Here is a 15,251-nt window from a genome sequence, read left to right as displayed (position 1 = left end):
AAATGGCAGTAACTGCTAAAATGGTTAAAGAATTACGTGAAAAAACTGGTGCGGGTATGATGGATTGTAAAAAAGCATTAGTACAAACAGATGGAGATATCGATGCAGCAGTCGATTTCTTACGTGAAAAAGGTCTAGCGGCAGCTGGTAAAAAAGCTGACCGTATCGCTGCTGAAGGTACTACTTTTATCGAAGAAAAAGGTAATGACGCAGTGCTTTTAGAAGTAAATGCTGAAACGGACTTCGTAGCTAAAAATGAAGGTTTCCAAACTTTAGTTAAAGAATTAGCTGATCACTTATTAGCTACTAAACCTGCAGATATTGATGCAGCTTTAGCTTCTACAATGGAAAATGGCGCAACTGTTGCTGAACATATCTCAACTGCAATCGCTACAATCGGTGAAAAAATCACTCTACGTCGTTTCGTAATCGAAACTAAAACAGATGCTGATTCTTTCGGTGCTTACTTACACATGGGCGGTCGTATTGGTGTATTAACAGTCGTTGAAGGTACAACTGACGCTTCTAAAGCGAAAGATATTGCTATGCACATCGCTGCAATCAATCCTAAATTCGTTTCTCATGACCAAGTGTCTGCTGAAGAAGTTGAACACGAACGTAAAGTGTTAACTGAACAAGCATTAAACGAAGGTAAACCTGAAAATATCGTTGCGAAAATGGTAGAAGGTCGCTTAAACAAATACTTCAAAGAAATTTGCTTATTAGACCAACCATTCGTTAAAAACCCAGATGAAACTGTTGCTAAATTCTTAGGCGACGCTAAAGTTACTGAATTCGTACGTTACGAAGTGGGTGAAGGTATCGAAAAACGCGAAGATAACTTCGCTGAAGAAGTTATGAGCCAAGTTAAAGGTAACTAATTTCTAAATAATAATAGTTTTATCTCAAGTAGGGAACACAGTAGTTTTGGTGTTCCCTATTTTTCAAGAAAAAATGATGGAGGTCTAAAGAGTTATGCCACAACAATATAAACGTGTCGTCATTAAATTAAGTGGGGAAGCACTAGCTGGAGATGTAGGTTTCGGTTTAGCGCCAACTGTTGTAAAATCAGTTGCAGCTCAAATTAAAGAAGTTGTAGATTTAGGAGTGGAAGTTGCTTTAGTAGTAGGCGGCGGAAACATTTGGAGAGGTAAAATTGGAGCAGAAATGGGTATGGAACGTGCCAATGCAGATTACATGGGCATGCTTGCTACGGTTATGAATGCTTTAGCTTTACAAGATTCTTTAGAAAATCTTGGAGTACCAACTCGCGTACAATCTTCAATCGTTATGACACAAGTGGCGGAACCTTACATTCGTCGTAAAGCAGTACGTCATTTAGAGAAAAAACGTGTTGTTATTTTTGCAGCAGGTACGGGTAATCCATACTTCTCAACAGACACAACGGCTTCATTACGTGCCGCAGAAATCGGCGCAGATGTCATTTTAATGGCTAAAAACAATGTAGATGGTGTATACTCTGCAGATCCTAAAGTAGATGCAAACGCTGTTAAGTACGAAGAGTTAACTTACTTAGACGTTATTCAAAAAGGTCTTCAAGTAATGGATTCAACAGCTTCAACACTTTGCATGGACAACGATATCGATTTAGTTGTATTCTCATTATTAGAGAGCGGTAACATTAAACGTGCCGTACTTGGAGAAAAAATCGGTACAACCGTTCACAAATAAATTATTCCATTCAGGAGGGTTAAGCATGTCAAAACAAGTCATCGACCAAGCGACAGAAAGAATGTCTAAAGCAATTGATGCATTAACACGTGCACTTGCTGCAATCCGTGCAGGCCGTGCAAATGCTTCACTTTTAGACCGTATTACAGTAGAATACTACGGTGCTCCAACACCTTTAAATCAAATGGCTGGTATTTCTATCCCAGAAGCACGTCTTCTAGTAATCCAACCTTACGATAAAACGATTTTAGGCGATATCGAAAAAGCATTATTAAAATCTGATTTAGGTATTACACCTACAAATGACGGTTCAGTTATTCGTTTAACAATTCCTGCTTTAACAGAAGAACGTCGTAAAGATTTAGTGAAGCTTGTGAAAAAAGAAGCTGAAGAAGCAAAAGTTGCGATTCGTAACATTCGTCGTGATGCAAACGATGATTTCAAAAAGCTTGAAAAAGCTGGCGAAATTACAGAAGACGATTTACGCAGCTTCAGTGATGATGTTCAAAAATTAACAGACCAAAATATTAAAAAAATTGATGAAGTTGCTGCAGACAAAGAAAGCGAAATTCTTTCAGTCTAAAACGAACTTTCTCTATAAAAAAGACGTCCTTGTAACAAAGAGGGACGTCTTTTTTAGTGATTTTTAGTGATATAGAGGAAATGAATTACTATTTTTGATATGATAGATGAAGTATACGTTCCGATATGCAAGTTAGTGGAGGATTTTAAATGTTAGAGAAACTCGGATGGAAAAAATCAGATAACAAGAACGTCAGTCTTGAAAATCGTATGGCCGATGTACGAAAAGAAAGTGTACCGAATCATATTGCTATTATTATGGATGGAAACGGACGCTGGGCAAAAAAACGTGCTCTTCCTCGTGCAGCAGGACATCGTGAAGGAATGAAAAATATTCGTACGATTACGCGTTGTGCGAATAAAATTGGCGTTGGTGCTTTAACTTTGTATGCCTTCTCAACAGAGAACTGGAAAAGACCCGCGCTCGAAGTTGATTTATTAATGCGCTTGCCAGAAGAATTTTTAAATTCATTCTTGCCTGAATTAATGGAGCTGAATATTAAAGTTCAAATGATTGGCGAAATGGATGGATTACCAGATCATACGCAGAGAGCGGTTCAAAATGCAATTAATCAAACAGCCGTAAATACCGGTATGGTATTAAATTTCGCTTTAAATTATGGTGGGCGTAGAGAGCTATTATTATCTGTAAAAGAAATCGCACATCAAGTTCAAAATGGAACGTTAAACTTAGATGATATTACAGAAGAAACGATTTCTTCAAGGATGATGACAGCGACTTTACCGGATCCAGATTTACTTATTCGTACGAGTGGAGAATTACGTTTAAGCAACTTCTTACTATGGCAACTTGCTTATAGTGAATTTTGGTTTACAGATGTTCATTGGCCAGAATTTAAAGAAGATGACTTACTCCAAGCAATCGAAAGTTATCAATCACGCAATCGCCGATATGGTGGATTGAAAGGGGAATAAATTGTGAAAACGCGTATTATTACAGCCGTAATTGCTGCACTGCTATTCGTACCATTCGTCATTTATGGTGGGGTTCCATTAGCAGTCCTTATTTATGTAATTGCAGCAATCGGTTTTTTTGAAATGCTCAAAATGCGCAATCTGTCACTTTTTTCAGTTCCGGGAATTTTAGGGCTCCTCGCTCTATTTACGATGTTAATGCCGGAACAATGGAGTACAGCTGTTGAGCAAGCAACGAGTTATTCGAAATTAGAGTGGCTCATGATATTAGTTGCATTATTATTAATTTATGTCGTATTGAAAAAGAACAAATTTACGTTTGATGATGTAGGATTTTTAATCGCATCTGTCTTTTATGTCGGCGTAGGATTTTTCTACTTTATGCAAACACGTGATGCAGGCATCGTTTACATTGTCTTCGCACTTGTGATTGTATGGACGACGGATTCAGGTGCTTACTTCATAGGGCGCAAACTCGGGAAACATAAATTATGGCCAGAAATTTCACCAAAAAAAACAGTTGAAGGTTTTGTTGGAGGAATCGTGATTGCAGTCATTGCAACGGTTGTTTTCCAATGGATTGTTGACTTAGATGTTAGTTGGGCTATTTTATTAATCGTTGCAGTCATTGCATCGGTTGTCGGTCAATTAGGTGACTTAGTAGAATCGGCAATTAAACGTCACTATGGCGTAAAAGATTCGGGTAAAATTTTACCTGGACACGGTGGTATTTTAGATCGTTTTGATAGCCTTCTTTTCGTATTGCCATTATTACATTTTTTACATTTTATTGGATAGGGGATCATTTACATGAAATCGATTAGCTTATTAGGTGCTACTGGCTCTATTGGTCAACAAACACTCGATATCGTCAAAGATCATCCGGAGGAATTTCAAATTGCAGCACTTGCAGCCGGCAAAAATATAGAAAAAACAACCGAAATCATTCGCGCGTTTACGCCAAAATTAGTATCTGTTCAACGTGAGGAAGATGCGCTTCAGTTAGCGAAGATGTTCCCAAAAGTTGACTTTACATTCGGTGCAAAAGGGCTTGTTGATGTTGCTACATATAGTGATTCAACGGTATTATTGAATGCTGTATTAGGAAGTATCGGTTTAGAATCGACATTAGCGGCAATTCGTCAGAAAAAAAGCAATTGCTATTGCGAACAAAGAAACACTCGTAACAGCGGGGCATCTTGTGATGGCGGAAGCTGCGAAATACGGCGCGCCTATTTTACCTGTCGACAGTGAACATTCTGCACTTTGGCAATCAATGAATGGCGAAAATCGTCAATCTATTGACCGTCTTATTTTAACGGCTTCTGGCGGTAGCTTCCGAGATAAAAAACGTGAAGAACTAGAAGGCGTAACGGTTCGTGAAGCGTTAAATCATCCGAACTGGTCAATGGGTGCAAAAATTACAATTGATTCAGCGACACTTATGAATAAAGGGTTAGAAGTCATTGAAGCAGCTGTACTTTACGATATGCCGTATGACAAAATTGATGTTTTAATTCACCGTGAATCCATTATTCATTCAATGGTCGAATATCATGATTCAAGTGTGATGGCACAACTTGGAACAGCAGATATGCGTACACCGATTCAATACGCACTGAGCTATCCAGAACGCCTACCACGTTCAACAGCTGAACGTTTAGATTTAGCTAAAATTGGTCAACTTCATTTTGAAAATGTAGATTTTGATCGTTTCCGTTGCCTGGGGTTTGCTTATGAAGCAGGTCGCACGGGCGGTACGATTTTAACGGCGATGAATGCGGCGAATGAAGCAGCAGTAAGTGCCTTTTTACAAGAAAAAATTACATTTTTACAAATTGAAGATTTAATTGAACGCGTAATGCAATCACATAACAATATTCAAAAACCAGATTTAGAAACGATTTTATCAGTCGATAAAGAAACGAGAAAAATAGTCGAAGGCATGATAAAATAACACGTATAGATCACATGCCCTTTGCATGGAATCAACTGAACACTCGATGAAGAATTAAACAGGTCCATTTAGATGAAGGTGGGATTTTATGCAATCAGCTATTGCATTTATATTTGTATTTGGAACAATCGTATTTTTCCATGAGCTTGGGCATTTTATATTTGCGAAGCGCTCAGGCATTATGGTCCGTGAGTTTGCTATCGGTTTTGGACCGAAGCTATTTGGAATTACACGGGGAGAAACGTTATATACGGTTCGCTTGCTACCGATGGGTGGTTACGTTCGTATGGCGGGAGACGACATCGATAAGGTGGAATTACAACCGGGATATCGTATCGGCTTCACATTAAATGAAGAAGATGAAGTAAATCGACTCGTCTTAAACCAAAACAAGCAATTGCCGGACATGCTCTTTTTAGAAGTAGAAAAAGCGGAACTGGAAAAAGAACTTTGGATTGAAGGATACGATGAAGATGAACAATTGATTCGATACAATGTTGCACGTAATTGTATCGTGGAGGAAAACGGACAAGAAACGCAAATAGCTCCGTATGACCGAACATTTAATGCTCAGTCATTAGGAAAACGTGCGATGACTATTTTCGCAGGTCCGTTGTTTAACTTTATTTTAGCGATTATTTTCTTCGTCATTATTGGTGCAGTTCAAGGAATTCCGACGAATGAACCGATCATTGCGGACGTCGTAAAAGATAGCCCGGCACAAACAGCCGGTTTTGAAAAAGGCGATGTTATTACGAAAGTAAATGACGAGAAAGTCGAAGTATTCCAAGATTTTTCAGCTGTTATTCAACAAAACGCTGGAAAAGAAATGACCGTTCAAGTAAAACGTGACGGTCAACTTGAAACGCTTAAAGTGACACCGAAAGAAGCGACCGTAAATAAACAAAAAGTCGGTCAAATCGGCATTCAATATGCGAATACGTACGAAAAAGATATTTTGAAATCAATTCCTTATGGTTTTGAACAAACGTGGTCATGGCTCGTACAAATTGTGAAAATCCTCGTCGTACTTATTACAGGTGGTTTTACATTAGATGCACTATCAGGACCAGTAGGGATTTACGAAGCAACGTCTGAAGTTGCACAGTATGGTTTTATTACATTAATGAGTTGGGCAGCAGCGCTAAGTGTTAACTTAGGGATTATGAATTTATTGCCATTCCCAGCTCTTGATGGTGGACGACTTGCTTTGTTCTTATATGAGCTTGTAAGAGGGAAACCACTTGATAAAAATAAAGAAGGTGCGATTACATTTGTCGGCTTTGCATGCTTGATGATCTTAATGATTGCAGTTACATGGAACGATATTCAACGCTTCTTCTTTTAGTTAAGAAAGTTCATTTGCTTCGTGCAAATGAACTTTTCTTTCTGAAAAACGTAACAAATCGCACGTATTTTAGTATAATAAAAACAATCAAAATCAAAGGTGAGGTTACCAATGAAACAAACTAAAACATTTATTCCAACTTTGCGTGAAGTTCCTGCTGATGCGGACGTAAAATCACATCAGTTATTACTTCGTGCAGGTTATATTCGTCAAAGTACATCAGGCGTTTATTCATATTTACCATTAGGTAAAAAAGTTCTTGCAAACATTGAACAAATCGTTCGTGAAGAAATGGATGCTATTGGTGGGAACGAAATATTACTTCCTGCACTACAACAAGCTGAATTATGGCAAGAGTCTGGTCGTTGGGAACATTACGGTCCGGAATTAATGCGCTTGAAAGATCGCCATAACCGTGATTTCGCATTAGGTCCTACGCATGAAGAAGTGATTACAGCACTCGTACGTGATGATATTAAATCATACAAAAAATTACCGTTAACATTGTATCAAATTCAAACGAAATTCCGTGATGAAAAACGCCCTCGCTTCGGTTTATTACGTGGTCGCGAATTCATCATGAAAGATGCATATTCATTCCATGCAACGCAAGAAAGCTTAGATGCAACGTATGAAGATATGGTGCAAGCATACAAAAATATTTTCACACGTCTAGGCTTAAACTTCCGTGCGGTTATTGCAGATTCAGGTTCAATTGGTGGTAAAGATACGCACGAATTCATGGTTCTTTCTGAAATTGGTGAAGATACAATTGCTTATTCAGATTCATCAGATTACGCAGCGAATATTGAAATGGCTGAAGTGAAAGTGGAATACACAGCGCCAGAAACAGATATGGTTGAAGTTGAAAAAGTAGCAACACCAAATCAAAAATCAATCGAAGACGTTGCAGCATTTTTAGAAACACCTGCTGAAAATATCATTAAAACAATGGTATTTAAAGTAGATGAAGAATTAGTTGTTGTCCTTGCTCGTGGAGACCACGAAGTAAATGATATTAAATTAAAACATGCGTTAGAAGCAGAAACAGTTGAGTTAGCAGAAGACGCTGAAATTTTTGAATTACTAGGAAGCCACGTAGGTTCTCTAGGTCCAATTAAATTACCAGTAGGTGTTAAAGTAATTGCGGACCATGCCATTAAATCAGTACGTAATGGTGTAGCAGGTGCAAATGAAGATGGTTTCCATTTCACTGGTGTGAACCCAGGTCGCGACTTCGCAATTGATGCGTATGAAGATATTCGTTTCATTCAAGTAGGCGATCCTTCTCCAGACGGTCAAGGTACAATTAAATTTGCTGAAGGTATTGAAGTAGGTCACGTATTCAAATTAGGTACGAAATACTCTGAATCTATGAACGCAATGTTCTTAGATGAAAACGGTCGTAACCAACCATTCATCATGGGTTGTTACGGAATCGGCGTATCACGTGTAATGGCAGCCGTTGCTGAGCAATACCAAGATTCTTATGGCTTCACATGGCCACAACAAGTAACACCTTACGACATTCACTTAATTACAGTGAATACGAAAGATGATGCACAAAATGAATTATCAGAAGATCTTTATAAATTATTAACTTCTTACCGCTATAAAGTACTTCACGATGATCGTAAAGAACGTGCGGGCGTTAAATTCGCTGATTCTGATTTAATCGGTTTCCCAGTACGTGTAACAGTTGGTAAAAAAGCAGCTGAAGGCTTAGTTGAAGTAAAAGTTCGTCTTACAGGCGAAACATTCGAATGGGCAAAAGAAGAATTAGTAGATCGTTTGAACAACTTATTTATGACATCTAAATAAGGATGCTCTTTAAGAAGTAGACAAAGTCGAAAAGACATTGTCTACTTTTTTTGTGTCGACACGCATTTTCACGTACAATAAGAAATGAATGGATTGAAGAAAGTAGGTGCAACGATGTCAACTGGACATGAAGCAAAACAAAGATTTCAAATTTTATTACAACAAATCGGTTTGACAGATGACGTATACATGCCGTTTTTTGAAGCGGCTGAAATGACGAGAATGACGGTGCACAAACAAAATAGATTATGGCGCTTTGCATTGCAAACACCACAAATTTTACCGTACAAAGTATCTCAAATTTTTAAAATGAACGTAGAAAAAGCGTTCGCAAATATTGCGCAAGTACAATTGGAGTGGCAAACGACTGCACCAGAAATAACAGAGCAACTCGTACAAGACTATTGGTTAGCTGTCGTACAAGACTTAGATGAAATTTCTCCGCCGCTGCGCCAAGGTTTAGCAGAGCAAATGCCGACGTGGAACGGTCAACAATTGTCGTTAACGTGTAAGCGTGAATTTGAACTGGAAACGTATAAACATAAATATGTCGAAAAAATTGGACGGAATTATCAATATTACGGTTTCCCGATGATGCCAGTAGGATTCTCACTTTGCGATGCAACGGATGAGTTAGCGGAAGAACAAAAGAAATTCCTCGAAAAGAGAGCGATTGAGGAACAACAATTTGCGAAGCAAGCAGTTGAAGATATGCAAAAACGAGAAGAAGAACGTGCAAATGGCGGTGGCGACGTACAAGACGACCGCCCATTCCAACTCGGTATTCATATGAAAGCCGATGAGCCAATTGTAGAAATTCAACAAATCCAAGATGAAGAACGTCGTATTACGATTGAAGGCTTTGTTTTTGATGTGGAAGTGAAAGAGTTACGAAGTGGTCGTTCATTATTAACGATGAAAGTAAGTGACTATACGGACTCTATTTTAGTGAAAATGTTCTCACGTGATAAAGAAGACGTTGCTATTATGCAAAAAGCAACGCAAGGCATGTGGGTACGTGCAAGAGGTTCTATCCAAAATGATACGTTCGTTCGCGATTTAGTAATGATGGCACAAGATATGCAAGAAATTCGTCCGCAAATTCGTAAAGATACAGCACCAGAAGGCGAAAAACGTGTTGAGTTCCATATGCATTCATCTATGAGCCAAATGGACGCCGTAACACCGGCGAGTACGCTCGTGAAACAAGCGGCAAAATGGGGCCATTCAGCCGTTGCGATTACCGATCACGGTGGCGTACAAGGATTCCCGGACGCTTTTAATGCTGGTGAAAAAAATGGCATTAAAGTAATCTTTGGTGTAGAAGCCAACTTAGTCGATGACGGCGTACCGATTGCTTATGAACCACAACATATAGAATTAGAACACGCAACATTTGTCGTTTTTGACGTGGAAACGACGGGGTTATCCGCTGCGTACGATACGATTATCGAGTTAGCAGCTGTGAAAATTGTGGATGGGGAAGTGGTTGATACGTTCGAAAGCTTCTCGAATCCACACCATCCGTTATCTGCTACGACGATTGAATTGACGGGCATTACAGATGATATGGTACGAACAGCGCCAGAAGTGGAAGAAATGATTACGAAATTCCATGAGTTTATTGGCGATGGCATTGTCGTTGCACATAACGCCTCTTTTGATATCGGTTTCTTATACGAAGCGTATAAAAAAGCGGACATTGATTGTTTCAATCACCCGGTCATCGATACGTTAGAGTTAGCGCGTTTACTATATCCAACGATGAAAAATCACCGTTTGAATACGCTATGTAAAAAATTCAATATCGATTTAACGCAACATCACCGTGCCATTTATGATACGGAAGCGACAGGTTATTTATTGCTTCATTTATTAAAAGAAGCAACGAAAGAAAAAAATATTTTATTCCATGATGATTTTAATACACATGTAGGTGGCGGGGATGCGTATAAACGTGCACGTCCAACACACTGTACGATTTTGGCACAAACGCAAGATGGCTTGAAAAATTTATTTAAACTCGTAACAGAAGCCCATACGCAAACGTATTATCGTATGCCACGTATTAAACGTTCTTCTCTACAAAAATATCGTGAAGGTTTACTCGTTGGTTCAGGTTGTTCACAAGGTGAATTTTTCACAGCAGTGATGCAGAAATCAATGGATGAAGCGGAAGAAGTAGCGAAGTTTTACGATTACTTAGAAGTGCATCCTAAAGGCGTTTATAAACCGTTAATCGAACGTGAACTAATTAAAGATGAATGGAATATGGAAGATATTATTCGTAAAGTTATTAAAATTGGTAAGAAGTTAGATAAGCCAGTTATCGCGACAGGGAATGTTCACTATCTTCACGAAGAAGATGCGATTTTCCGTAAAATTTTAATTCGTTCGCAAGGTGGGGCTAATCCATTGAACCGAAGTGAATTGCCGGAAAGTCACTTCCGCACGACGAATGAGATGCTCGATGAGTTTGCCTTTTTAGGGGACGATTTAGCAAAACAAATCGTCGTAGATAACGCACAAGCACTTGCGAATGCAATCGATAAAGTTATTCCGTTAAAAGATGATTTATACACACCGAAAATTGAAGGTTCTGATGAAGAAGTAACGCGTCGTACGTATGAAATGGCGCATCAAATTTACGGAGATGAACTTCCTGAAATTGTTGAAAAACGAATTGAAAAAGAATTGAAATCCATTTTAGGACACGGTTTCGGTGTTATTTATTTAATTTCTGCGAAACTCGTAAAAAAATCATTATCAGATGGTTATTTAGTTGGTTCACGTGGTTCCGTCGGTTCTTCTCTCGTTGCGACATTTATGGAAATTACCGAGGTAAATGCGTTACCACCACATTATGTTTGTCCAAATTGTAAGGCCTCAGAGTTTTTCGAAGATGGTTCTGTTGCATCGGGCTTTGACTTACCGAACAAAGATTGCCCACATTGTGGAACGCCTTACTTAAAAGATGGACATGATATTCCATTTGAAACGTTCTTAGGTTTTAAAGGGGATAAAGTACCTGATATTGATTTAAACTTCTCAGGTGAATACCAACCACAAGCGCATAATTACACGAAAATTTTATTCGGTGAAGATTATGCGTTCCGAGCAGGTACGATTGGTACGGTTGCAGAGAAAACAGCTTACGGATACGTTAAAGGATATGGGCAAGATCATAACATTAATTTCCGCGGTGCTGAAGTGGACCGTCTCGTTCAAGGTTGTACAGGTGTTAAACGTACGACAGGGCAACATCCAGGTGGTATTATTATCGTTCCAAACTATATGGATATTTTTGATTTCTCACCGATTCAATATCCAGCAGATGATCAAAATGCAGAATGGCGCACGACGCACTTTGATTTCCACTCGATTCACGATAATATTTTGAAAATGGATATTCTAGGACATGATGATCCGACTGTTATTCGTATGTTACAAGATTTATCAGGTATCGATCCGAAAACGATTCCACCGGATGATCCAGAAGTAATGAAAATTTTCACCGGAACGGAAGTTCTTGGCGTAACGAGTGAACAAATTTTATGTAAGACGGGTACGCTTGGTATTCCAGAGTTCGGGACGAAATTCGTACGTGGTATGTTAGAAGAAACAAAACCATCTACTTTCTCAGAACTTGTCCAAATTTCAGGTCTATCTCACGGAACCGACGTATGGTTAGGGAACGCAAGTGACTTAATCGAAAACGGTACGTGTGTATTATCTGAAGTAATTGGCTGTCGTGATGATATTATGGTGTACTTGATTTATCAAGGACTCGAACCGTCACTTGCTTTTAAAATTATGGAGCATGTACGTAAAGGGAAAGGTTTAACGGAAGAAATGGAGGCGGCAATGGTCGCTGAAAATGTACCGAAATGGTATATCGAATCATGTAAGAAAATTAAATACATGTTCCCGAAAGCGCATGCGGCTGCTTACGTATTAATGGCAATCCGAATCGCGTATTTTAAAGTACACCTACCAATTATTTATTATTGTGCATATTTCTCTGTACGTGCATCTGATTTTGATTTAATCGCGATGGTTAATGGACCTGAAATGATCAAAGCACAAATGAAAGAAATAACCGATAAAGGATTAGATGCTTCTGTGAAAGAGAAAAGCTTATTAACGGTATTGGAATTATCCCTTGAAATGTGTGAACGTGGTATGCATTTCCAAAAAGTTGATTTATATCGTTCGAAAGCAACTGAATTCGTCATTGATGGTCAAAGCCTGATTCCGCCTTTCAATGCGATTCCAGGTTTAGGGAATAGTGTAGCGGAAACGATCGTAAAAGCGCGTCAGCAAGGTGAGTTTTTATCAAAAGAAGATTTACAAATTCGTGGGCGTGTATCGAAGACGTTAATTGAGTATATGGATCGTCTTGGATGCTTAGAAGGTTTGCCTGAAGCAAATCAATTATCGTTGTTCTAGCAGGCTCTAGTTGCAATGTAACAATAGATATGATAGGATTTAAGTAATTATTTGTTGATAGAACTACGGCAAAAGAGTAGGGTATTCCTGCTCTTTTCTGTTTGTCCGCAACAAAAGCTAGTCAGGAGGAGAGTATGAGTAAAGTTACGTCTGAAATTGAACAGCTCGCAGCACCTATCGTAGAGGGATTGAACTTAGAACTTGTCGATGTGGAATTTGTGAAAGAAGGACGCGATTGGTTTTTACGCGTCTATGTTGACACTCCTGAAGGGAATATCGATATCGATCAATGTGCCCAAGTAAGTGAAAAACTTAGTGAAAAATTAGATGAAACAGATCCGATTTCGCAAAATTATTTCCTTGAAGTATCTTCACCAGGAGCAGAACGTCCACTGAAAAAGGAAGCGGATTACATTAAAGCAATCGGCCAATACGTTCATGTAAAAACATATGAAGCAATTAACGGTATGAAAGCATTCGAAGGCTACTTAAAATCGTACACAGATGAAGGTGCTGAAGTCGATATGCTAATTAAAACTAGAAAAGTAAAAGTTCTTCTTCCGAAAGAAAAAATTGCAAGCGCTCGTCTTGCAATCGATTTTTCAAAACATAAAGAATTTTAAATATCAGGAGTGAAAAATAACATGAGCAAGGAATTAGTAGGTGCCTTAAAAGCATTAGAACAAAAAGGGATTTCACGTGAAATTATCGTAGACGCAATCGAAGCAGCATTAATTAATGCTTACAAAAAAACTACGATCAAGCAGGTAATGTACGCGTTGATTTAAATTTAGATAAAGGAACAATGCGTTTATACTCTCGTAAAGATGTTGTAGGGATCGTAGAAGATGAACGCTTACAAATTTCTTTAGAAGATGCAAAAGAAATCAATGGTTCTTACGAATTAGGTGATATCGTTGAAACAGAAGAAGCTCCTCGTGACTTCGGACGTATCGCTGCGACAACTGCGAAACAAATCGTTACACAACGTTTCCGTGAAGCAGAACGTGGCCTAATTTACGAAGAGTACGTAGACCGCGCGGACGATATTATTAACGGTGTCGTTGAACGTATGGACGAACGTAACATTTATGTAGGTATCGGTAAAATTGAAGCTGTTCTTCCTCAAAACGAACAAATTCAAGGTGAAGTATATGCACCACATGAACGTATTAAAGTGTATATTACGAAAGTAGAACGCGCGAACCGCGGACCACAAGTATACGTATCACGTACACACCCAGGTTTACTACGTCGTTTATTCGAATTAGAAGTACCTGAAATTTTTGAAGGTACAGTTGAAATTAAATCAATTTCTCGTGAAGCGGGCGACCGTTCTAAAATTTCTGTCGTTGCTCATAACGAAGAAGTCGATCCAGTCGGCGCTTGTGTCGGTGCTAAAGGTGCACGTGTACAAACAATCGTAAACGAATTAAACGGTGAAAAAATTGACATCGTTGAATGGTCAGAAGATCCAGTCGTATTCGTTGCGAATGCGTTAAGCCCATCTAAAGTATTAGACGTACAAGTGAACGAAGAAGAAAAATCTACAACGGTTATTGTCCCAGATTACCAATTATCATTAGCAATCGGTAAACGTGGTCAAAATGCACGTTTAGCAGCTAAATTAACTGGTTGGAAAATCGATATCAAATCTGAAACAGATGCACGTGAATTAGGTATTTACCCTAACGAAAACTCTACATTCGTACCTGTTGAAGACGTAGACGCATTAGTTGAAGAAGAGCAAATCGACTTATACCAAGACGGCGAAGAATAATCGTCCGTACGATGGGAAGGTGAACAACATGCCAACGAATCGAAAAGTGCCATTACGCCGTTGTATCGCTACAGGCGAAATGCATCCGAAAAAAGAAATGATTCGAATCGTTCGCTCAAAAGAGGGCGAAGTTTCGGTCGATGAAACCGGTAAGAAATCAGGACGTGGCGCGTACGTTTCAAAAACTGAACATGCGGTAGCTGAAGCGAAACGTAAAAACGTTTTAAAACATCAACTTGAAGTAAATATTCCAGAGAATATTTACGAAGACTTACTCGCAGTTATTCGAAAGGAATCTTAAAATGACAACAGAACAGGCCATTTTTAATTTATTAGGAATTGCTGCTAGTGCAAGACAAATCGTCTCAGGCGAAGAACAAGTGGTAAAAGAAGTGCGAACGAACAAAGCGAAACTCGTTATTGTTTCAAACGATGCTTCTCAAAATACGACAAAAAAAATGCATGATAAATGTGCGTTTTATAACGTTCCGATTTACACTTTTGGTTCGCGTGAACAATTAGGACATGCGACAGGTCGTGAATCGCGTGTATCTCTAGCAATTATGGATAACGGCTTTGCTAAAAAGCTATCGCAGTACTTCAACGAGTTAGCGTAAGTTGTCTAGCGAATGAGATACTGGTGTTGACCACTTGAAAGGCCATCATTTATACAGCCGAAAGGACAG

At 38.8% G+C, this 15,251-nt stretch carries 11 protein-coding genes and 2 pseudogenes; all 13 read left to right on the top strand.

Annotated features, from left to right (window positions below; genetic code table 11):
• Nucleotides 1–2: 2 nt before the first annotated feature.
• The 13 genes and pseudogenes from tsf to KSHG_RS02620 all read left to right on the top strand — a co-directional run bounded on the left by tsf (nt 3) and on the right by KSHG_RS02620 (nt 15,182).
• Entirely contained in the window at nt 3–881 is an 879-nt protein-coding gene (gene tsf, locus KSHG_RS02680) for a translation elongation factor Ts (protein WP_010301435.1), read from the top strand.
• Nucleotides 882–975: 94 nt separating this feature from the next.
• Nucleotides 976–1,692, top strand: a complete 717-nt coding sequence (gene pyrH, locus KSHG_RS02675; RefSeq protein WP_010301433.1) for a UMP kinase — start codon at nt 976–978, stop codon at nt 1,690–1,692.
• 25 nt (nt 1,693–1,717) lie between these two features.
• Nucleotides 1,718–2,275 (top strand): ribosome recycling factor, encoded by a 558-nt coding sequence (gene frr / locus KSHG_RS02670; RefSeq protein ID WP_010301431.1) that lies wholly within the window; start codon nt 1,718–1,720, stop codon nt 2,273–2,275.
• A gap of 149 nt (nt 2,276–2,424) precedes the next feature.
• Nucleotides 2,425–3,210 carry an isoprenyl transferase gene (locus KSHG_RS02665; protein WP_010301429.1) on the top strand — a complete coding sequence of 262 codons (786 nt, stop codon included), beginning with the start codon at nt 2,425–2,427 and terminating at the stop codon, nt 3,208–3,210.
• A 3-nt stretch (nt 3,211–3,213) separates the two neighbouring features.
• Nucleotides 3,214–4,008: a phosphatidate cytidylyltransferase gene (locus KSHG_RS02660; protein ID WP_010301426.1), complete on the top strand. Its 795-nt coding sequence runs from the start codon at nt 3,214–3,216 to the stop codon at nt 4,006–4,008.
• Between the two features lie 12 nt (nt 4,009–4,020).
• Nucleotides 4,021–5,167, top strand: a pseudogene (gene dxr, locus KSHG_RS15960) (1-deoxy-D-xylulose-5-phosphate reductoisomerase).
• Between the two features lie 88 nt (nt 5,168–5,255).
• A complete protein-coding gene (gene rseP / locus KSHG_RS02650) occupies nt 5,256–6,515 on the top strand; it encodes an RIP metalloprotease RseP (protein ID WP_010301424.1) in 1,260 nt (419 codons plus the stop codon).
• Nucleotides 6,516–6,626: 111 nt separating this feature from the next.
• Nucleotides 6,627–8,336 (top strand): proline--tRNA ligase, encoded by a 1,710-nt coding sequence (locus KSHG_RS02645; protein WP_010301421.1) that lies wholly within the window; start codon nt 6,627–6,629, stop codon nt 8,334–8,336.
• A gap of 114 nt (nt 8,337–8,450) precedes the next feature.
• On the top strand, nt 8,451–12,785 hold the full coding sequence (locus KSHG_RS02640; RefSeq protein ID WP_010301417.1) for a PolC-type DNA polymerase III: 4,335 nt from the start codon (nt 8,451–8,453) through the stop codon (nt 12,783–12,785).
• Between the two features lie 134 nt (nt 12,786–12,919).
• Complete coding sequence (gene rimP, locus KSHG_RS02635) at nt 12,920–13,408, top strand: ribosome maturation factor RimP (RefSeq protein WP_010301413.1); 489 nt, start codon at nt 12,920–12,922, stop codon at nt 13,406–13,408.
• Nucleotides 13,409–13,429: 21 nt separating this feature from the next.
• Nucleotides 13,430–14,565 (top strand): annotated as a pseudogene (nusA, locus tag KSHG_RS15955) (transcription termination factor NusA).
• A 28-nt stretch (nt 14,566–14,593) separates the two neighbouring features.
• Nucleotides 14,594–14,866: an RNase P modulator RnpM gene (gene rnpM, locus KSHG_RS02625; protein WP_010301405.1), complete on the top strand. Its 273-nt coding sequence runs from the start codon at nt 14,594–14,596 to the stop codon at nt 14,864–14,866.
• 1 nt (nt 14,867) lies between these two features.
• The gene (locus KSHG_RS02620) at nt 14,868–15,182 is read left to right on the top strand and encodes a YlxQ family RNA-binding protein (RefSeq protein WP_010301401.1); all 315 of its coding nucleotides are present in this window, start codon (nt 14,868–14,870) and stop codon (nt 15,180–15,182) included.
• Nucleotides 15,183–15,251: the final 69 nt, after the last annotated feature.

It is taken from the genome of Kurthia senegalensis (genome assembly GCF_000285595.1).
GTDB lineage: Bacteria > Bacillota > Bacilli > Bacillales_A > Planococcaceae > Kurthia > Kurthia senegalensis.
This window is presented reverse-complemented; position numbering and strand designations above follow the sequence as displayed.

What these genes read in the sequence shown, in the direction of transcription:
- tsf (WP_010301435.1), top strand. Translation starts at nt 3, where the DNA reads ATGGCAGTAACTGCTAAAATGGTTAAAGAATTACGTGAAAAAACTGGT.
- pyrH (WP_010301433.1), top strand. Translation starts at nt 976, where the DNA reads ATGCCACAACAATATAAACGTGTCGTCATTAAATTAAGTGGGGAAGCA.
- frr (WP_010301431.1), top strand. Translation starts at nt 1,718, where the DNA reads ATGTCAAAACAAGTCATCGACCAAGCGACAGAAAGAATGTCTAAAGCA.
- KSHG_RS02665 (WP_010301429.1), top strand. Translation starts at nt 2,425, where the DNA reads ATGTTAGAGAAACTCGGATGGAAAAAATCAGATAACAAGAACGTCAGT.
- rseP (WP_010301424.1), top strand. Translation starts at nt 5,256, where the DNA reads ATGCAATCAGCTATTGCATTTATATTTGTATTTGGAACAATCGTATTT.
- KSHG_RS02645 (WP_010301421.1), top strand. Translation starts at nt 6,627, where the DNA reads ATGAAACAAACTAAAACATTTATTCCAACTTTGCGTGAAGTTCCTGCT.
- KSHG_RS02640 (WP_010301417.1), top strand. Translation starts at nt 8,451, where the DNA reads ATGTCAACTGGACATGAAGCAAAACAAAGATTTCAAATTTTATTACAA.
- rimP (WP_010301413.1), top strand. Translation starts at nt 12,920, where the DNA reads ATGAGTAAAGTTACGTCTGAAATTGAACAGCTCGCAGCACCTATCGTA.
- rnpM (WP_010301405.1), top strand. Translation starts at nt 14,594, where the DNA reads ATGCCAACGAATCGAAAAGTGCCATTACGCCGTTGTATCGCTACAGGC.
- KSHG_RS02620 (WP_010301401.1), top strand. Translation starts at nt 14,868, where the DNA reads ATGACAACAGAACAGGCCATTTTTAATTTATTAGGAATTGCTGCTAGT.